This window comes from Streptomyces sp. NPDC051219 (assembly GCF_040682335.1).
Lineage (GTDB): Bacteria > Actinomycetota > Actinomycetes > Streptomycetales > Streptomycetaceae > Streptomyces.
In genome coordinates this window covers 39,107-58,607 of the sequence record NZ_JBFBAS010000033.1, presented here as the reverse complement: position 1 = coordinate 58,607, position 19,501 = coordinate 39,107, and the positions used below count along the sequence as shown (strand labels likewise).

Annotated in this window: 17 protein-coding genes; 11 read left to right on the top strand and 6 right to left on the bottom strand. The window is 70.0% G+C overall.

The features are described 5' to 3' along the window. Positions 1-49 precede the first annotated feature (49 nt). On the top strand, positions 50-1,588 hold the full coding sequence (gene hutH / locus AB0M62_RS28240; RefSeq protein WP_366077124.1) for a histidine ammonia-lyase: 1,539 nt from the start codon (positions 50-52) through the stop codon (positions 1,586-1,588). Positions 1,589-1,673: 85 nt separating this feature from the next. On the opposite strand, the gene AB0M62_RS28235 is transcribed toward hutH, so the two are convergent. Continuing rightward, positions 1,674-1,937, bottom strand: a complete 264-nt coding sequence (locus AB0M62_RS28235; protein ID WP_366077109.1) for a hypothetical protein — start codon at positions 1,935-1,937, stop codon at positions 1,674-1,676. Positions 1,938-2,045: 108 nt separating this feature from the next. Here AB0M62_RS28235 and AB0M62_RS28230 point away from each other — a divergent pair, with 108 nt between their 5' ends. The 5 genes from AB0M62_RS28230 (at position 2,046) to AB0M62_RS28210 (ending at position 9,673) form a co-directional block, all read left to right on the top strand. After that, positions 2,046-2,387 (top strand): hypothetical protein, encoded by a 342-nt coding sequence (locus AB0M62_RS28230; protein WP_366077108.1) that lies wholly within the window; start codon positions 2,046-2,048, stop codon positions 2,385-2,387. Positions 2,388-2,578: 191 nt separating this feature from the next. Then, positions 2,579-3,847 carry an Ig-like domain-containing protein gene (locus AB0M62_RS28225; RefSeq protein WP_366077107.1) on the top strand — a complete coding sequence of 423 codons (1,269 nt, stop codon included), beginning with the start codon at positions 2,579-2,581 and terminating at the stop codon, positions 3,845-3,847. Positions 3,848-3,993: 146 nt separating this feature from the next. Beyond that, entirely contained in the window at positions 3,994-5,448 is a 1,455-nt protein-coding gene (locus AB0M62_RS28220) for an ABC transporter permease (protein ID WP_366077106.1), read from the top strand. Positions 5,449-5,497: 49 nt separating this feature from the next. Then, complete coding sequence (locus AB0M62_RS28215) at positions 5,498-6,181, top strand: ABC transporter ATP-binding protein (protein ID WP_366077105.1); 684 nt, start codon at positions 5,498-5,500, stop codon at positions 6,179-6,181. 201 nt (positions 6,182-6,382) lie between these two features. Then, the gene (locus tag AB0M62_RS28210) at positions 6,383-9,673 is read left to right on the top strand and encodes a S8 family serine peptidase (protein WP_366077123.1); all 3,291 of its coding nucleotides are present in this window, start codon (positions 6,383-6,385) and stop codon (positions 9,671-9,673) included. Positions 9,674-9,807: 134 nt separating this feature from the next. Here the strand turns inward: AB0M62_RS28210 and AB0M62_RS28205 are convergent, their stop codons facing one another. Beyond that, a complete protein-coding gene (locus AB0M62_RS28205; RefSeq protein WP_366077104.1) occupies positions 9,808-10,377 on the bottom strand; it encodes a DinB family protein in 570 nt (189 codons plus the stop codon). A gap of 334 nt (positions 10,378-10,711) precedes the next feature. Further along, the gene (locus tag AB0M62_RS28200; protein ID WP_366077103.1) at positions 10,712-11,569 is read right to left on the bottom strand and encodes a helix-turn-helix transcriptional regulator; all 858 of its coding nucleotides are present in this window, start codon (positions 11,567-11,569) and stop codon (positions 10,712-10,714) included. Positions 11,570-11,746: 177 nt separating this feature from the next. Between AB0M62_RS28200 and AB0M62_RS28195 the strand changes: the two genes are divergently transcribed. Together AB0M62_RS28195 and AB0M62_RS28190 are read left to right on the top strand one after the other, a co-directional pair. Next, positions 11,747-12,847, top strand: a complete 1,101-nt coding sequence (locus tag AB0M62_RS28195; RefSeq protein ID WP_366077102.1) for an NAD(P)-dependent alcohol dehydrogenase — start codon at positions 11,747-11,749, stop codon at positions 12,845-12,847. A gap of 372 nt (positions 12,848-13,219) precedes the next feature. Continuing rightward, the gene (locus AB0M62_RS28190) at positions 13,220-13,564 is read left to right on the top strand and encodes a DUF1330 domain-containing protein (protein WP_366077101.1); all 345 of its coding nucleotides are present in this window, start codon (positions 13,220-13,222) and stop codon (positions 13,562-13,564) included. A 234-nt stretch (positions 13,565-13,798) separates the two neighbouring features. Here the strand turns inward: AB0M62_RS28190 and AB0M62_RS28185 are convergent, their stop codons facing one another. Then, positions 13,799-15,406: a hypothetical protein gene (locus AB0M62_RS28185; protein WP_366077122.1), complete on the bottom strand. Its 1,608-nt coding sequence runs from the start codon at positions 15,404-15,406 to the stop codon at positions 13,799-13,801. Positions 15,407-15,620: 214 nt separating this feature from the next. On the opposite strand from AB0M62_RS28185, the gene AB0M62_RS28180 reads away from it, so the two are divergent. From AB0M62_RS28180 to AB0M62_RS28170, 3 genes are all read left to right on the top strand, one after another. Next, entirely contained in the window at positions 15,621-16,256 is a 636-nt protein-coding gene (locus tag AB0M62_RS28180; RefSeq protein ID WP_366077100.1) for a GNAT family protein, read from the top strand. A 155-nt stretch (positions 16,257-16,411) separates the two neighbouring features. Then, on the top strand, positions 16,412-16,768 hold the full coding sequence (locus AB0M62_RS28175; RefSeq protein ID WP_366077099.1) for a YciI family protein: 357 nt from the start codon (positions 16,412-16,414) through the stop codon (positions 16,766-16,768). Between the two features lie 253 nt (positions 16,769-17,021). After that, positions 17,022-17,411, top strand: coding sequence for a TraR/DksA C4-type zinc finger protein (locus AB0M62_RS28170; RefSeq protein WP_366077098.1), 390 nt, complete (start codon positions 17,022-17,024; stop codon positions 17,409-17,411). Positions 17,412-17,529: 118 nt separating this feature from the next. On the opposite strand, the gene msrA is transcribed toward AB0M62_RS28170, so the two are convergent. Together msrA and AB0M62_RS28160 are read right to left on the bottom strand one after the other, a co-directional pair. Beyond that, on the bottom strand, positions 17,530-18,192 hold the full coding sequence (gene msrA, locus AB0M62_RS28165; protein WP_366077097.1) for a peptide-methionine (S)-S-oxide reductase MsrA: 663 nt from the start codon (positions 18,190-18,192) through the stop codon (positions 17,530-17,532). A 175-nt stretch (positions 18,193-18,367) separates the two neighbouring features. Further along, positions 18,368-19,474, bottom strand: coding sequence for a hypothetical protein (locus tag AB0M62_RS28160; RefSeq protein ID WP_366077096.1), 1,107 nt, complete (start codon positions 19,472-19,474; stop codon positions 18,368-18,370). Positions 19,475-19,501: the final 27 nt, after the last annotated feature.

The following is a 19,501-nucleotide window of genomic DNA, read 5'->3' as shown; positions in this document are numbered from 1 at the left end:
CCCACTAGTGACATGTAGCGATTCAATCCGTACGCTGCTGAATATGGATATGCACACTGTCGAGGTGGGGACGTCCGGAACCACCGCTGAGGACGTCATCGCCGTGGCCCGCGGCAACGCCCGGATCGAGCTGTCGGAGGACGCGCTCGCAGCGCTGTCCAGGGCTCGCGAGATCGTCGAGGCGCTCGCCGCCAAGCCCGACCCGGTCTACGGCGTCTCGACCGGATTCGGCGCCCTCGCCACCCGGCACATCAGCCCCGACCTGCGGGCCCAGTTGCAGCGCAACATCGTCCGCTCGCACGCTGCCGGCATGGGCCCGCGCGTGGAGCGCGAGGTCGTGCGGGCGCTGATGTTCCTGCGGCTGAAGACCGTGGCCTCCGGCCACACCGGCGTACGGCCGCACGTCGCGCAGACCATGGCCGACATCCTCAACGCCGGGATCACCCCCGTCGTGCACGAGTACGGCTCCCTCGGCTGCTCCGGTGACCTCGCGCCCCTTTCGCACTGCGCGCTCACTCTCATGGGCGAAGGTGACGCGGAGGGCCCGGACGGCGTGGTCCGGCCCGCGGGTGAGCTGCTGGCCGCCCACGGCATCGAGCCGGTCGAGCTGCGCGAGAAGGAGGGCCTCGCCCTCCTCAACGGCACCGACGGCATGCTCGGCATGCTGGTCATGGCCCTCGCCGACCTGCACAGGCTCTACACCTCCGCCGACATCACCGCCGCCCTCTCGCTGGAGGCGCTGCTCGGTACGGACAGGGTCCTCGCGCCCGAGCTGCACGCCATCCGCCCGCACCCGGGCCAGAGCGCCAGCGCCGACAACATGCTGCGGGTGCTGGCCGGTTCAGGCCTCACCGGACATCACCAGGACGACGCCCCGCGTGTCCAGGACGCGTACTCCGTGCGCTGCGCCCCACAGGTCGCGGGCGCCGGCCGGGACACCCTCGCGCACGCCCGGCTCGTCGCGGACCGCGAGCTGGCCTCCGCCGTCGACAACCCGGTGGTGCTGGCCGACGGACGCGTCGAATCGAACGGCAACTTCCACGGCGCCCCCGTCGCGTACGTCCTCGACTTCCTCGCCATCGTCGCCGCCGACCTCGGATCCATCGCCGAGCGCCGGACGGACCGCCTGCTCGACAAGAACCGATCGCACGGCCTGCCGGCCTTCCTGGCGGACGACGCCGGCGTCGACTCCGGTCTGATGATCGCCCAGTACACGCAGGCCGCGCTGGTCAGTGAGATGAAGCGGCTCGCCGTCCCGGCATCCGCCGACTCCATCCCGTCCTCGGCCATGCAGGAGGACCACGTCTCCATGGGCTGGTCGGCCGCCCGCAAACTGCGTACGTCCATCGACAACCTGACCCGGATCGTGGCGGTCGAGCTGTACGCGGCGACACGCGCCATCGAGCTGCGTACGGGCCTCACCCCCTCGCCCGCGACTCAGGCCGTCATCAAGGCCGTCCGCGCGGCGGGTGTCGAGGGCCCCGGCCCGGACCGCTTCCTCGCTCCGGATCTGGCGGCCGCCGACGCGTTCGTACGCGCCGGAAAGCTCGTTGAAGCGGTGGAGCCGGTGACGGGTCCGCTGGCCTGACTCCTGTCCGGGTCCGGCGCGGCCGGCTCGGGAGGGTCTCCTCCGGAGCGGTCGGGCCGGACCCGCCGGGTTCGGCCCGGCGTGCTCAGAGCAGGCGGGCGCGGCGCACCGAGAAGGCCACGAAGCCGGCGCCGAGTCCCAGGAAGGCCGTGCCGCCGACCAGATATGGCGTGGTGTCGACGCTGCCCGTGTCGGCGAGGGACAGCTGCTCCTCGGAGGAGATGACCTCTGCCTTCCCGGCGACGGCCTCGCCCTTTTCCGCCGTGGCGTTCGCCGAAGGGACGAACCACAGGGCGCAGAGAAGCGTGCCCGCGGCAGTGGCGGTCAGCAGCGGTCGGCGTGCGGACACGGATCGATCCCCCTTGTGGCAGCAGCGAATTGGCCGTGTGCGCCGATGCTAATGAAAGCAGCGGGTCGCGGGAAAGTCGGGGGGCCGCAGAGCCTTACGCTCCGTCGTATGACCACTTCTGAGACATCACGGTTCGTACGGCTTCGCGTGGATTTGGTGCTGGAGATTGCCGACTCCGACGCGCTCACCGGCGCCGCGCTCGAACGCATCGCGCAGGACGAGTTCATGCCCGACGAAGAACGGGCGCATGCCGAAGCGGCCGTCCGGGAAGACGAGGCCGAGGCACTCGCGTACCTCGTGGACCCCTTCGATCTGGTCAGCGAGGTGCCGGGAGTGGACCTCGCACAGGCGTCCTGGAGCAGCGAGCCGGTCGAGTACGACCCCGACTCCGTCGAGTGGGACCTCGACGAGGAGGATGGGGACGAGGAAGCGGACGGCGGCCGGTCCTAGCGCAGGAGTTGGGGCGGCCTCGTCCCGGACGGCCGGGCGTCGGCGCGGCCGTCCGGGACCGTCCCGCGTGAGTGGTGTTGCCCACATCCGCAACTCATGCGGAACGGGCGGGGCCGTTCTGGCGTTGTAAAGCATTGGCAGGGAAGTGCTGTCCTGGCGGTCCTGCCCCGGGGTTTGGGGATTCGGCAACGATGGAGAAGCGTGTGATCACGGACAGCAAGCGGCGCAAAGGTCTGATGGCCGCGTCCGCACTGCTCGGCGGCGTCCTGGTGCTCTCGGCGTGCAGTGGCGGCGCCGACGACGGCAAGGGCGGCGGCGACAGCTCGAAGAAGTCACAGGCGCAGGTGGACGAGGCGGCTGCGAAGGACGCCTCGCAGGCCCGAATAGCGATCACCCCGAAGGACGGCGCCACCAACGTCGGCATCAACACTTCCACGAAGGTCACCGTCAGCGACGGCACGCTCACCAAGGTCGAGCTCAAGACCTCGGCCGGCGAGGCAGTGGCCGGCACGCTCGCGGCGGACGGCAAGAGCTGGGCGCCGGACACCAGGCTGCAGCGGGCCACGAAGTACGTGCTGTCCGCCACGGCCAAGGACTCCGAGGGCCGAGAGGCCCACGAGAACGGCTCCTTCACCACCGTCTCGCCCGACAACAGCTTCATCGGCAACTTCACGCCGGAGGACGGCTCCCAGGTCGGCGTGGGCATGCCGGTGTCGATCAACTTCGACAAGGCGATCACCGACAAGAAGGCCGTGCAGTCCGCGATCACCGTGAGCTCCAGCTCCGGCCAGGAGGTCGTCGGCCACTGGTTCAACACGCAGCGCCTGGACTTCCGTCCCGAGCAGTACTGGCAGGAGAACTCGACCGTCACCCTGAAGCTGGCGCTCGACGGCGTCGAGGGCGCCGACGGTGTCTTCGGCGTGCAGCAGAAGACGGTCACCTTCCAGATCGGCCGCAACCAGGTCTCCATCGTCGACGCCAAGGCGAAGACGATGACCGTCACGCAGGACGGCAAGACGGTCCGGACCATCCCGATCTCGGCCGGCTCACCGGAAAACCCGACGTACAACGGTCAGATGGTGATCTCCGAGAAGTTCAAGGAGACCCGGATGAACGGCGCCACCGTCGGCTTCACGGACGACGACGGCAAGGGCGAGTACGACATCAAGGACGTGCCGCACGCCATGCGGCTGTCCAACTCGGGCACGTTCATCCACGGCAACTACTGGGGACCGGACTCGATCTTCGGCAGCGCCAACACCAGCCACGGCTGCGTGGGCCTGAACGACGTCAAGGGCGCGGGCGACCCCGGCCAGCCGGGCGCCTGGTTCTACAACAACTCGATCGTCGGTGACCTGGTCGTCGTCCAGAACTCCCCGGACAAGACCATCAAGCCGGACAACGGTCTCAACGGCTGGAACCTGAGCTGGGCGGAGTGGAAGGCCGGCTCGGCGGTCTGACCCCCGGGTTCTCCTCAACTCCTCGTACGACGAAGCTCCGCACCACGGCGGCGGCACCTCTCGCGGGTGCCGCCGCCGTCGTTCTCTCACCCCGCTCTCACCCGGGCCTTATCTCCTCATCACGGGCGGCCCCTAGCTTCACGCCCATGTTCTTCACGTATCTCAGGCGCGAGTTGCGCCGCCGCCGGAAGGCGGCCCTCGTCGTCGCCTCCGGGCTCGCGCTGGGCATCGCCCTCGTCATCGTCGTCAGTTCGGTCTCGTCCGGCATGGAGCAGGCGCAGGGCAAGGTGCTGCAGTCGCTGTACGGGCTCGGTACGGACATGACCGTCACCAAGGCCGCGGCCCCGCCCGGCGAGAACGACACCACACGCAAACCGCGCTTCGAGTTCGGCGCCAAGGACAGCGACGACGACACGGAACAGAGCAGCGACCTCGTGATGGTGCAGGGTTTCCAGACCCTGGCCGCCGCAACGGTCGCGCAGGTCGGCAAGCAGGACGGCGTCGCGGACGCCGTCGGCGGACTGAGCCTTCAGGTGATGAAGGTCAACGGACAGTTCAAGCGCGGCGAGTTCAAGCAGGCGCAGCCCGCCCCCGGCGGAAAGCCTGGCCAGACCGGCGGCACGGGCGGCGAAGTACGCGGCGGTGGCGCCGCGTTCGACGTCAACTCCTTCACCGTGTACGGAACGGACGTGACCCGCCTCGGGCTCGGCCCGCTGACCTCCTCCCAGATCACCTCTGGGCGCACGTTCGCGAGCACCGAAACCGCCGCCAAGGTGGCCGTCGCGGACAGCGCGTACGCCAAGGAGAAGAAGATCGAGGTCGGCTCCACGGTCACCGTCTCCGGCACCAAGCTCAAGGTGATCGGCATCGCTACGGCCGACAGCGGAGATGCGGCCGCCAACCTCTACATCCCGCTGAAGCAGGCCCAGACCCTCGCCGACGCCAAGGACAAGGTCACGACGGTCTACGTCAAGGCCGCCGACTCGCAGCAGATCGACAGCGTCAAGTCGACCATCCAGAAGAACATTTCGGGGACCACGGTCACCACCGCCTCCGACCTCGCCGACACCGTCTCCGGCTCCCTTTCCACCGCCTCCGACCTCGCCGCCAACGTCGGCAAGTGGCTTTCCTTCGCGGTACTGGCCGCCGCCTTCCTGGTGGCCGGACTGCTCACCTCCGCGGCGGTCAGCCGCCGGGTGCGGGAGTTCGGCACGCTCAAGGCGCTGGGCTGGAAGAGCGGCCGGGTCACCCGCCAGGTCGTCGGGGAAGCCCTGGTCAACGGGCTGCTCGGCGGCGCGCTCGGCATCGCCGTCGGTCTCGCCGGTGCGTATGCCGTCACGGCCCTCAGCCCCACACTCACCGCCGAGATCGGGTCCTCGGGCGGCGGCCCGGGCGCCGCGCCCGGCGGCCTGGCCATGGCAGGCCCCGGCCGGCAGGCAGCCACCAAGGCGCTGGACATCGCGCTCGGCGCGCCCGTCTCGGTCACCACCATCGTCCTGGCGGTCGGCCTCGCCGTCGCGGGCGGACTCGTCGCCGGCGCTTTCGGCGGCTGGCGTGCCTCCCGGCTGAGCCCCGCGGACGCGCTGCGGCGCGTCGAGTAGCAGCCGCGGGTCCCCCAATTCGTCAATGTAAAGCAGGAGTTGACCCACCATGTACCAGCTCAGCGGCGTCACCAAGCGCTACCGGCGCGGCAAGGCCACCGTCGACGCCCTCGCCGGTGTAGACCTGATCATCGAGGACGGCGGCCGGCTCGTCATCCAGGGCCCCACCGGCGGTGGCAAGTCGACCCTCCTTCAGATGCTCGGCGGCCTCGACCGGCCGACGGCGGGCACCGTCGAGCTCGACGGTGTGGACCTCGCCCGGCTCAGCGAGGCCCGGCTCACCAAGGTCCGTGCCCAGAACATCGGCTTCGTCTTCCAGAGCTTCAACCTCATCCCGACGCTGACCGCGCAGGAGAACGTCGAGACGGCCCTCGTGCCGCTCGGCGTCAAAGCCGCGGCGCGGCGCGAGCGGGCGGCCGAGGTGCTCGCATCGGTCGGGCTGGGGGAGCGTTTGAGTCATCTTCCCGGCGAGATGTCCGGCGGTCAGCAACAACGCGTCGCGATCGCCCGGGCCCTGGTGAAACGGCCGAAGGTACTGCTGGCCGACGAACCGACCGGCAATCTCGACGAGTCGATGCGCGACGAGATAGTCGAACTGCTGGAAGGGCTGTGGAAGGAGTACGGGCTGACGTTCGTCATGGTCACCCACGACAGTGCGATCGCGCGCCGCGCGCCGCGCCTCGCCACCATCCGGAAGGGCAAAGTGGCTATTGCCGACAATGTGGACGCCTGACATCAGCCACCCCAACCGGTCTCATCCGGAACCCTATTGAGCAAGAGTTAGCCCCCCGACATACTGCGTATGCCGGGGGGCGGTCCACGTTCCCCGCGCGAGAAGCTTCTTTCATCTCCAGGGGGAGACTTGCGCAGACAACTGAAGAAGGCGGGTACGGCCACCGTCGCCGCAGCCGCCGCGGTGGCGCTGGCGGCGGGTATGACCACCCCGTCCGCAGCGGCGCCGTCGCCGGAGTCCGCAGGAAAGGCGACCGGTGACCGGGCCGCGCTCGCGGGCAAGCAGCGCATCACGCTGATCACCGGCGACCGCGTCGTCATCGACGCCAAGGGCCGGCCCGTAGGCCTCGAACGCGCCAAGGGACGCGAGCACATACCCGTGAAGGTCCAGCGCGGCAACGGGCACACCAGCGTCGTGCCGTTCGACGCGCAGCGCCTGATCAGCAGCGGCAAGCTGGACGCGCGGCTCTTCGACATCACCGAGCTGTCCAAGCCCGAGAACCGCAAGGCCCAGCGCAGCGGTCTCAAGCTGATCGTCGGATACAAGGGCGCCGCCGCCCCGGCCGCGAAGGCCGAAGTCCACGACGCCGGCGGCACCAAGGTCCGCCGGACCCTGAACTCGCTGAACGCCGAGGCTCTCAGCACGCCCCACGAGGACGCGGGCGCCGTATGGGAGGCGCTCACGAGCGAGCAGCGCGGCAGTGCGTCACGCACCACCGCCTCCGGGGTCGCCCGGGTGTGGCTGGACGGTGTCCGCAAGGCCAGCCTCGACAAGAGCGTCAAGCAGATCGGTGCCGACAAGGCATGGGCCGCCGGATACGACGGCAAGGGCGTGAAGATCGCCGTCCTCGACACCGGTGTCGACGCCACCCACGCGGACCTCGCGGGCCAGGTGGTCGGCGAGAAGAACTTCACGTCCGCCACCGACGCCAAGGACCACTTCGGACACGGCACCCACGTCGCCTCCATCGCCGCCGGCACCGGCGCGAAGTCGGGCGGCAAGTACAAGGGAGTCGCACCGGGCGCCAAGCTGCTCAACGGCAAGGTGCTCGACGACGGTGGCTCCGGCGACGACTCCGGCATCCTCGCCGGTATGGAATGGGCTGTGGCCCAGGGCGCCGACATCGTCAACCTCAGCCTCGGCGGCCTCGACACCCCCGAGACCGACCCGCTCGAGGAGGGCGTCAACAAGCTCTCCGCCGAGAAGGGCACCCTGTTCGCCATCGCGGCGGGCAACGACGGCGAGTTCGGGCCCGGCACGGTCGGCTCCCCTGGCAGCGCGGACGCCGCGCTCACCGTCGGCGCCGTCGACGACAACGACAAGCTGGCCGAGTTCTCCAGCACCGGCCCCCGCGTCGGCGACAGCGCCATCAAGCCGGACGTCACAGCGCCCGGCGTGGACACCACCGCGGCAGCCGCACCCGGCAGCGTCATCGACCAGGAGGTCGGCCAGAACCCGCCCGGCTATCTGACCATCTCCGGTACGTCGATGGCGACCCCGCACGTCGCGGGCGCCGCGGCCCTGCTCAAGCAGCAGCACCCGGAGTGGAAGGGTTCGGAGCTCAAGGGCGCCCTGGCCGCATCCACCAAGCCCGGCGCGTACACCCCGTTCCAGCAGGGCAGCGGCCGGATCGCGGTCGACCAGGCGCTGACGCAGACGGTCGTCGCCGAGCCGGTGTCGGTCAGCTTCGGCCTGCAGCAGTGGCCGCACACCGACGACGCCCCGGTCACCAAGAAGGTCACGTACCGCAACCTGGGCAAGGAGGCCGTCACCCTCGACCTCGCGGTCACGGCCCTCAGTCCCAACGGCAGCCCCGCACCCGCGGGCTTCTTCACCCTCGGCACCCAGCAGATCACCGTCCCCGCGGGCGGCACCGCCGACGCGGAACTGACCAGCAACACCAAGCTGGGCACACTCGACGGTTCCTACAGCGCCTACGTGGTGGCGACGGGCGGCGGCCAGACCGTGCGCACGGCAGCCGCCGTCGAGCGCGAGGTCGAGTCGTACGACGTGACGCTCAAGCACATCGGTCGCGACGGCGCTCCGGCCAAGTTCTACGGAACGACCCTCGCCGGTCTGTCGGGCGGCGCCGCCGGTACGCGGTTCGACCCGTACAACGAGTCCGGCACGGTCACGGTCCGCGCCCCCAAGGGCGGTTACCTGCTCGACGCCGCCGTCATCGCGGACCCGGAGGACATCAAGAAGGGCGCGGACTGGATCGCCCAGCCCAAGCTCGCCGTCGCGGCGAACACCACGGTCACGATCGACGCCCGGACCGCCAAGCCGGTGGACATCACCGTTCCCGACGCGACGGCGAAGTCCGCGTTCGCGGCGCCGTTCTACTCCCTCGAGGCGGGGGAGGAGGGCTCGTTCGGCTTCGGCTGGTGGCTCGACACGTACGAGAACTTCCGCACCAAGCACCTGGGCCCGCAGATCACCGACGGGTCGCTCTTCCAGCAGTGGGACGGCCACTGGGCGAAGGGCGGCTCCGAGTACCACGTGGTCCTCGGCTCCAAGGTGAAGCAGCTCGCCACCGGCTACACCAAGCACCTCAAGGCGGCCGATCTGGCCACGGTGAAGGCTCGGCTCGGCACCTCGGTCGCCGGCAAGACGGGCGCGGTCGGCGCGCTGGGCGAGCTGCCGGAGAGCGACGGCGGCTCGGGGATCATCTTCCCGCGGAAGCTTCCCGCCACCGTGACGCTGTACCTGTCGACCGCGGACAAGGTCAGCTGGAGTCTGGACTTCGAGCAGTACGGGGACAAGGACGCCGAAGGCTTCCCGGTGACCGAGGCGAGCTACTCGCTCGGCTCGTCGCGGGTCTACCTGCCGGGCAAGAGCTACACGCAGACGTTCAACGTCGGTGTCTTCGGCCCGCGCGTCGACGCGTCCTTCGGACTGTTCCGCGACGGCAACAACATCTACGGCTTCCTGCCGTTGTTCGCCGACGGGAACAACCAGCCCGGCGGCTCGCAGTACGCCTCCGTCACCACGGTTCTCTCCCGCAACGGCGTCAAGGTGGGCGAGAACAAGGACCCGCTGCAGGGCGGTGCCGAGTTCGCCGTTCCGGCCGGTGACGCCGCATACCGGCTGACCACGTCGGTCCGTCGCAACGCGACGCTCTCCAAGGTCTCCACCCGGATCGACTCGAGCTGGACGTTCCGCTCCAAGAAGGTGAGCGGCGAGGTGCAGCTCCCGGCCTCCACCGTCCGCTTCGGCCCGACTCTCGCCATGGACAGCACCTCCGCGGCGGGCAGGACGGTCGCGGTTCCGCTGACCGTCCAGGGCGCGGCGAAGGGTGCCAACCTCAAGTCGCTGGCCGCGTACGTCTCGTACGACTACGGCAAGACCTGGAAGAAGCTGACCGTCAGCAACGGCAAGGTCAGCGTGAAGAACCCCGCGGCGGGCAAGGCGGTCTCCCTCCGCGCGGTCGTCACGGACAAGCAGGGCAACACCGGTTCGGTGTCCGTCTACAACGCGTACCTCGCGAAGTAGCCGCCGGAACGTGAACGACCAGTGGCCCGCCGGAGCACACGCTCCGGCGGGCCACTGCGCGTGGGGCACTATTGTCTGAGGCTTTCACTTCGAGGTGACGTGCCGGTGGGGGCGGGTGCAGATCCCGGCCCTCGTCACTGGCCCACCCTTCCGTCGACGCACTCGCGCAACAGGTCGGCGTGCCCGCAGTGACGGGCGTACTCCTCGATCCTGTGCACCATCAACTCCCGCACCGCGACCTGGTCCTTCCCCACCCGCTCGCCCAGATCCGGGTGCTCGGCCAGCGCGGCGTCGGTCGCGGCCTGCTCGCGCTCCAGATCGGCGTACGCGGCGTCGACCACGGCCTGCTCCGCGACAGCTCCGTTGAAGTCCGCGTCCTTCTCGCCGTAAAGCTTCGGCAGCGGGTCACCGTCCGTGATCCAATTGCGCCAGTCCCGTTCCACTTCCGCGAGGTGCCGAACCAGGCCGAGCAGCGACAACGTCGACGGCGGAACCGACCGCCGGGCCAGTCGCTCCGCATCCAGACCCTCGCACTTCATCCGCAACGTCATGCGGTAGCCCGTCAGGAAGTCCAGCAGCGTCGCCGGCTCGCCCTCCGGACTGGCCCCGTCTTTGTTGCGGGGGTCATCGTCCGGATCGGCCCACATGTCGGGGTAGACCGTTGCCTGACTCCATCGCGCGGGTTGATCAATCATGCGTCGCATGATCGTGTGTAACGGCCCGAGCTCGCTACTGAGTTTTCACTTTCGCGGTGGCGTCAGGATCAGGCACCGGTCTCGGCGACGAGGCCCTCCAGCAGGCCAGGCCGGTACTGCATCCGCTTCGGTCGGGTGCGGGTCAGACCGCACCCATCAGGATGCTCATACATCAGGACTACCGTTCCTCACCAGTGTGCATGGGTGAGTCTAGGACCCGCCGGTGGGTACTGGGCGCATCCCGAACGGTTTTGGATGCACTGGGTCTCCGCGTTCTCTCCCCACTCGGCGTCGGCTCTCCAGGGAGCCCCGCCTGTGGCCGTAGCGGCCTGGGGCGGCGGCGTCAGCGGCCGACGGCGTCGACGTCCGTGTCCACGCCCCAGGAGGCCAGCAACCTCAGTGCCTCCGCCGATGCCGAGCCCGGCTCGGCGTGCAAGGTGATCAGGGACTGCTCCTGGTTGTCGGGCAGCCGGAACGTCTCGTACGACAGCGTCAGCTCACCCACCAGCGGATGGCGCAGCCGCTTGATGCCGTGCCCCTTGTCCCGCACCGTGTGAGCCGCCCACAGGTTCCTGAACTCCTCGTCCTTGACCGAGAGTTCACCGACGAGAGCCGACAGCTGCGGATCGTCCGGGTGGCAGCCGGCGTCCAGCCGCAGATAGCTGACCACCTCGCACGCCTTGCACTCCCATTCGGCGTACAGTTCACGGGAGTTGGGATCCAGAAAGACCATCCGCGCCATATTGCGCTCGGCCGGCGGCAGCGCGGCGAAGTCGCCGAGGAGCGCTCGCGCCATCCGGTTCCAGGCCAGTACGTCGAGGCGCCGTCCGAGGATGTACGCCGGCACGCCGTCCATCGCGTCGATCAGCCGCTGCAGCTCCACCCGCACCTGCTGCGGGCGAACCGGCTTCTTCTTCTTGAGCTTGGGCTTGGCGAGGTGGGTGAGGTGGGCCCGCTCGGTGTCGTCGAGCCTTAGTGCCCGCGCGATCGAGTCCAGTACCTCGGCCGACACGTTGCGCCCGTTCCCCTGCTCGAGCCGCGTGTAGTACGCGACCGAGACCCCCGCCAGCTGCGCCAGCTCCTCACGCCGCAGCCCCGGCACCCGGCGGTGCCGGCCGTAACTGGGCAGCCCCACGTCCCCGGGCTGCAGCCGCGCCCGGCGGGAGCGGAGGAACTCACTCAGTTCGGCTCGCTGGTCCATGCGGCCAGTATCGCCGCTCATACGCACGGGAGCCTGACCCCAGCAGTAGTAGGACCACTGGTCGTAGGCGAAGCGGTGGTCTGGGTGACCGGCTCGGCTTCCTGCAGGGTTGCTCGTGCGACCGGCGCGGACCACGCCCGCCGCACCCACCCTTCCCCTTGCCAAGGAGTCTCAGGCATGTCCGCCACAACACCTCCGACGACCACTCCGACGACCACTCCGACAACCGGTGCCTCCCCCACCACCGTTGCGGCGTATGCCGCCCCGGCAGCCAAGGCGCCGCTGGAGCGCACCACCGTGCCGCGCCGCCCGGTCGGGGAGCACGACGTCCTGATCGAAATCAAGTACGCCGGGATCTGCCACTCCGACATCCACCAGGCCCGCGAGGGCTGGGGCGAGGCCATCTTCCCGATGGTGCCCGGCCACGAGATCGCCGGCGTCGTCACAGCCACCGGCCCCGCCGTGACCCGGTTCGCGGTCGGTGACCGGGTGGGCGTGGGCTGTTTCGTCGACTCCTGCGGGGAGTGCACGTACTGCAAGCAGGGCCTGGAGCAGTACTGCAGCCAGGGCGCGACGGGCACGTACAACGCCATCGACAAGAACGGCGAGCCCACGTACGGCGGCTACTCCACCCACATCGTCGTCGACGAGAACTACACCGTCCGGATCCCCGACGGTCTGTCCCTGGACGTCGCCGCCCCACTGCTGTGCGCCGGCATCACGCTGTACTCGCCGCTCGCGCACTGGCAGGCGGGCCCCGGCAAGCAGGTCGCGATCGTCGGTCTGGGCGGCCTCGGCCACATGGGCGTGAAGATCGCGCATGCGCTGGGCGCCGAGGTGACCGTACTCAGCCAGACCCTGCGGAAGAAGGACGACGGGCTGAAGCTCGGCGCCGACCACTTCTACGCGACGAGCGACCCGACGACGTTCGAGGAGCTCGCCGGCACCTTCGACCTCATCGTCTCGACGGTGTCGGCGCCGCTGGACATGGACTGCTACCTGGCACTGCTCAAGACGGACGGCACGTTCGTGAATGTCGGCGCCCCTGAGGAGCCGAACTCACTGAACATGTTCTCGCTCATCGGCGGCCGCAAGACGCTGGCGGGCTCGATGATCGGCGGCATCGCCGAGACGCAGGAGATGCTCGACTTCTGCGCGGAGCACGGACTGGGCTCCGAGATCGAGCTGATCCGTGCCGACCAGATCAACGAGGCGTACGAGCGGGTGCTCGCGAGCGATGTGCGCTACCGCTTCGTGATCGACACGGCGACGATCTGACGGCGCACAGCCCGCTGTCCACTTCTGCTGCGGGCGTCTTCGGGCACCAGGGGGCAGAGCAGCATGCCGCCCCGCGGGGATCCTCGGCCGTTCGCGATCGGTTGGACGCGCGATCGGTCGGCCGGCTGCGACCTGGCTTGTAGCTTTCCGTTGATGACTCGGCGACGGTGGACGCTCAGGGTACGACGCCGGCGATGGTCACCTGGGCGTCCTCCAAGGTCGCCGCGCACAGAGAGGCTTGGGGCAGGGGAGTGCGTCTTTACCTCGGACGTAATCGACGAGCGGGAACCGGTCGGCAAGCATCGAGGCAGCTCGACGACAGGTCGGGCCGGGGCAGCCGCCAGGCTGCATGACGACACCAGGAGAGCAGCCATGACCGCCTACGCCGTTGGCCACATCCGCCCCGAGCGGCTCAACGAGGAGATCTTCGAGTACATGGAGCGGATCCAGGCCACGCTGGATCCGTTCGGCGGGCGCTTCATCGTCCACGGCAAGACCGTGGAGGTTCTCGAGGGGCCGTGGCCCGGGACCATCGTGATGATCCGGTTTCCGGGGATGACAGAGGCCCGCGACTGGTACCTCTCGGCGGCGTACCAGGAGATCCTGCCGCTTCGCACCAAGCACATGGAAGGCGAAGTGATCCTGGTCGAAGGCGTCGACCCGGACTACGACGCCTCACAGACCGTCGCTCGGCTCAGGGAAGATACGGCAGCGTGAACCCCGGCTCGGCATAGGGCCCGCCTGCGGCGCCTCCGGGTCGAGAGGGCTCTCTGCGCCTTGGATCCGGTCCGCGTACGCCTCGGCGTCGTCGGCCGGGGTGTAACTGCCGGGTCAGCTTCCAGAAGCGGCGGGAGTTGGCGGAGACCGCGTACAGCGTCTCGAAGCCGGGTACGGGCGGCGCGGAAAGGGCTGCCCGTACGGGGTGGGCGCGCCCCCGCCCCCACCCGCCACTCAGCACCCCCGGCTTCGCAGCACATCCGCCGCGTAACCCGCGTACTCCGAGCCGAGCCGGTAGTCACCGGCCTTCCGCACCGTCAGCGAGGTCCACTCGCCGTCCTGGCGCACGCACGCCCCCTCCGCCCGCAGCCACGGCGAGTACGCGACGCGCACCGTCACCGTCCCCGCCCTCGGCACCCGTATCACCAGCTCCGCGCTGTCGCCTCGTACGACCGAGGCCGGTGCCGTGGCGAGCGGCACGGCGTCCCGCACCCGGTAGATCCGCCAGCCCGCGTCGGACCAGACCGGCTCGAGCCAGTCCGGCGCCGCCGCCACTACGGCCGCCTCCCCTTCGGCCGGGCCGTCCGGCCGGCCCGCGTGCACGACGACGTACTGGACGGCCCAGCGGTCCAGCCACGCCCGGTACGTCTCCGCGGTCAGGCTCCCGTCGTAGAAGAGACGCCCGCGCTCAACATCCAGCTGCCGGTTCCAGCCGCGCGCCATGTTCACGTACGGCGCCAGCACGGCCGCCTCCCGGTGGTTGCGGGCCGGCACCACCTCGACCCGGCCCCGTTCGGCGTCCAGCCGTCGCAGCTCCGCCAGCACCCCTTCCGTCTGCGCGGCCCAGGCAGGTATCTCGGTCGCCACCCGCACGTCGTCCATGGTCTTGTCGGCCAGCCAGAAGCAGGACACGACGAGCGCCCCGGCCAGCACGCCGCGCCGCCAGTGCCATTGCGGCCACCGCCCCGCGCGCGGCCCCGCGGACGGCCCAGTACAGGACTCCTCGCGCGGCCCCGCCGCCAGTACCGCGGCCAGCAGGACGGGCGGCCCCATGAGACCAACCAGCCGCTCCACGTTCGTGCCGATCGGCGAGGCGATCAGAAACGTCAGTACGACCCCGACCCCGTACACCGCGGACCCGAGTCGCGGCACACGCCAGTCCCGGGGCGCCGCCATGCACAGAGCCGCACACGCCAGGAGCGGCATCCACAGCTTGCCGGGGGCCATGGGCTGTTCGCCCTGAAACGGGAAGAGCACGGTCGTCGTCCCCACGACCACGAAGGGCGCCACGACGAGCGCGGCGCCCTTCCGCCACTGCCGGTCCAGGACATAGGCGGCACCGGCGACCACCAGGAACAGCCCCGCCACCGGACTCGCCATCGTCGCCAGCGCGCTGCACAGCACCGCGACCGGCAACCGCCGTCTGTACAGGAGGGCGAGGAGCCCTATCGCCACTCCCAGGGCGAAAGTCGTACGCCCCGACACGACGTTGCACCACAGTGCGGCGGAGGCGAGCAACGCAGGACACAACGGCCTGCGCAGCCCTGCCCGTACGAGGATCCTCGCCATCACCCACGACCCCGCGAGCCCGGCCGCCACCGATACGGTCCGCACTCCCAGCGCGGCCATGAGATGGGGGGTGAGCAGGCTGTAGTTGGCGCTGTGAGTGCCGCCGTACCACGACAGGTTGTACGCCGACCCGGGATGCCGCGCGGTGAATCCGGCCCACGCCAGCTGCGCGGCCAGGTCCCCGCCGCCGGTCGCGAGTTCGGCTGCCCACAGGACGTACAGCGGCACCGCCAAGCCCGTAACGATCACCGGCACCCGCCAGAACTGCCACATCCGCCAACGGCCGACCACGCCCGCGGCAGCCTCCCCGACCCCGCCGCGCGACCGCGCTACCAGACTGATCCCCACGGCCGAGACTGTAACGGGCACCACCGCACCGGCAGCGGGCCACTGGGTGAACGCCGCTGGGCACGCGGGCGCAGCACCGGTTTAGTACTAGTACAAAATGGCATTGCATCTAGTGTGAAATGCCTCTACCGTTTGGATCATGCCTGCCAAGACACCCTTGCCAGTAACGCTCACCGGCCACCACGTACGCCTCGTGCCGTTGGCGATGGATCATCTCGACGACCTCTTCGCGGCCGGTGGAGGGGACGACGAGGTCTGGCGCTGGCAGGGAGGGCCGACACCGCACGCGCGAGCAGATCTCGGCCTCAAACTCGCAGAGCTGCTCGCGTCCGCCGAGCGGGGCACGTACATACCGTTCGCCGTCATTCATCGTGCGACCGACCGTGCGATCGGCTGGACCACGTTCATGGACGTCGACGCGGCGGACGAGCGTCTGGAGATCGGCTGGACCTGGTACGGCCGCGCGTTCTGGCGCACGGCGGCCAACACCGAGGCGAAGCTGCTGCTACTGACCCATGCCTTCGAAGACTTGGGCATGGGGCGCGTGCAGCTGAAGACCGACCACATGAACCATCGCTCCCAAGCCGCCATCGCCCGGCTCGGCGCCAAGCGTGAAGGCGTACTGCGACGCCACCGCCTGCGTCCGGACGGCACATGGCGGGACTCCGTCTACTTCTCCCTGCTCGCCGACGAGTGGCCCGCCGCGAAGGCGAACCTCGGCGCCCGGCTCCGAGCCGCCAAGAACCAGGTACGGCGAGACGACGCAACCGCCTGAGAGCCGGGCCCCAGCAGGCGCAGGTCCCCGACGCCTCGTTCGCTGCGCAGCATCTCGGGGAAGAACCTCAAGGGAGGTGTCGATCCGGCCGTCGCCCGTTCGACGTAGGGGTGAGAGGCAGGGGACGTCCCCGCCCTCCCGACCGAGGAGTGACGATGCCGCGCTACCTGACGATGATCCGCATCGACGAGCAGAATGCCCCCACCGACGACCCCGGCCCCGAGTTCGAGGAGCGCATGGGCGCGCTGTTCGAGGAGATCACCAAGGCCGGGGTCATGCTGGACACGGCCGGACTCGCCCCGACCTCCGAGGGCACCCGGGTCACCTGGTCCGGTGGCAAGATCCACTACACCGACGGGCCGTTCACCGAGAGCAAGGAAGTCATCGGCGGATACTCCATCATCCAGGCCAAGGACAAGGCCGAGGCCCTGGAGTGGACCAACCGGTTCCTGCAGATCCACCCGGAGCACTGGACCGTCACCGCCGAGGTCCGTGAGATCGCCGAGGGCTGATCCGGCCACGCTTGCTCCGCGCCGGGCGGCGCGGTCCGCGCGGACTGTCGCAGGTTCTCCAGAGGTTGGGCGACAAGGTCGGACGTTCGTCAGGGCAGGCACGAATCCGATCGGGCGTGCCTGCCCGAACCGGCGATGCCGCAGTAGTTCTGGCCGAGGACGGCGAACAAGGGGCCGGGGAAGGGGCCGGGCCATCGCACCCAGAGCGCGGGTTGCGCGGAATGCGAACCCGAATGTTGATGTTGTCGCATTGGTGAGTGATTCATCCCCTGATGCCGGTTTCCTCCGATCCGAGCGGGAGATCGTCCGCGAGCGGCTGTCGGTCGAACGCGCCGGCACGAGCGCGCAGATCGCGGCACTGAGCCGTGACTACGACGGGATCGTCGAGGCGAATGCCCTGGTGGCGGTCGACGACGAGCACGACCCGGAGGGGTCGAGCACCGCCTTCGAGCGGGCCCATGTCGCCTCGTTGCTCGCGCAGGCGCGCGACCATCTGGTCGATCTGGATCGGGCGCTGGAACGGCTGGAGCGTGGGGACTACGGGCAGTGCGAGGGCTGCGGCGAGCCGATCCCGGCAGAACGCCTCGAGGTACGCCCGGCAGCGAACACCTGCGTGCGTTGCGCCGCGGCCCGCCCCCGCTGACCAGGCGGGCTCAGGTACTCCCCGCGCCTTGCCAGGTCAGACGGTGACCGGTTTCGGAGTGCGACGGTGACCGGATACGGGCCGCATCCGGTTACCTGATCGCGGGCCGACCAGCGGCTCAGCCGTCCGCCGATGCCACGCCGATGGGGCACGCCTGCCCCGTGCCGCCGATGCCGCAGTAGCCTCCCGGGTTCTTGTCCAGGTACTGCTGGTGGTACGGCTCCGCCGGCCAGAAGGTGCGGGTCTCGGCGGGGAGGATCGTCGTGGTGATCTCGCCGTGGCCCGTCCGCGTCAGCACCGGCTGGTATGCGTCCCGCGACGCCTCCGCCGCTTCCGCCTGCTCGGGGGAGTGCGTGTAGATCGCGGAGCGGTACTGGGTGCCCACGTCGTTGCCCTGGCGGAAGCCCTGGGTCGGGTCGTGGGACTCCCAGAACAGCTTCAGCAGTGCGGTGTACGAGACGACGGACGGGTCGAAGACGACGCGGACCGCCTCCGTGTGGCCGGTGAGGCCCGAGCAGACCTCCTCGTACGCCGGGTTCTCGGTGTGGCCGCCCTGGTAGCCGACCAGCGTCGTCCAGACTCCGGGTGTCTGCCAGAACTTGCGCTCGGCGCCCCAGAAGCAGCCCAGGCCGAAGTCCGCGACTTCCAGGCCCTCGGGGTACGGGCCCAGGAGCGGGTTGCCCAGGACGGTGTGGCGGGAAGGGACCTGGAACTCCGGCTCGGGCCGGCCCTTCAGGGCCTCCTCGGGGGTGGGCAGCTCGGGGGTACGGTGCAGGAACATCTGGTCTCCTCCGGGGGCGGACGTCACCTCTGACGACGTCACCTCTGACAACGTCTGGGTGGGGCGAGGGATTCCGGCCGGCCGTGGCCCGTCCCGCCGGCTGCCTCAGCCGGGAACTGGCCCAGTGCACTCCTGACCCTGCCGGCCCCTTCCACGGCCCCCCCCGCCCTCCGCCTCAGTGCGGCAGCGTCGCCGGGTTGCCGCCGTTCGCCTCGTAGCCCGCCACCGCCAGGGCCCGGTACACCGCGTACTCGGCCGCCGGGTCGCCGCTGTGCGACCACGGCAGCGCCCCCACGTATCCGTCCACGTGGCGCAGTTGGTCCATGGCCTCCGCCCACCGCTCGGAGCGGACGAGGAAGAACACCAGCAGATGGCGCACGTGCGCGAGCATCGGGTCGTCGGCGCGGGCCGAGTGCACCGCGAACAGCGCGCCCTCGACGGCGCGGGTCACCACCGCGCTCTGATAGAAGCCCTGCACCAGGTTCACTTCGGGCAGGTGCTCGTACACAGCGAACAGCGGCAGCGCCGCGAGCAGGCTGCCCTGCGGCGCGCGCGCCGCGGCCGCGTGCGTGAAGGCGTCGGCCAGCTCGCGCGAGCCGTGCCACTTCTCGCACCAGTAGTGCAGCGCCGCCAGGTGCGCGCCCATGTGTGACGGCGCGCGGTCGATGATCTTCGCCCACAGCGCCTCGAACTCCTCGCGGGGATAGCCCAGTCCGCGCGCGACGGCGAGTTCGACGATGTACGGGACGGGGTCCCCGGGGGCCAGCAGCGCCGCCTCGCGGCACACCGTACGGGCCTCCTCGAGGATGATCCGGTGGTCGTCGGCGCCGACGCCGCCCGAGGCGCGCCATGCCTGCTGCACCAGGAACTCCGCGTGCACCTGCGCCCCGCCCGCGTCCTTGGGCGCCTCCGCGCGCCAGGTCTGCAGCCAGCGGCCACCGACGCCCGGCTGCTGGGCCAGCTCGAACGCCGCCGCGCCCGCGAACGCCTGCACGCGCTGCCAGCGCGCCTCGCCGTCCTTGCCGGTCCCGGCCAGCAGCTGCGATGCGGCCCGCCAGTCCTGCGTGCGCTGCACCAGCTCCAGGACGTCCATCAGGTCCTGGTCGCGTCCGGGCACCCGGATGTCGAGCAGTTCCTGGCGTACGAAGCCGTAGTCGGCGGGGTCGGCGGCGTCCGGGGTGCCGGGCGCGACCTGCCGCAGGCCGGCGCGCCTGCGCATGACGTACGGACCGATGACGGCCGCCAGCATGCCCAGCGCGATCAGGAACCAGAGAATCTCCATGCCTCAAGCGAACCAGACCACCTCCCC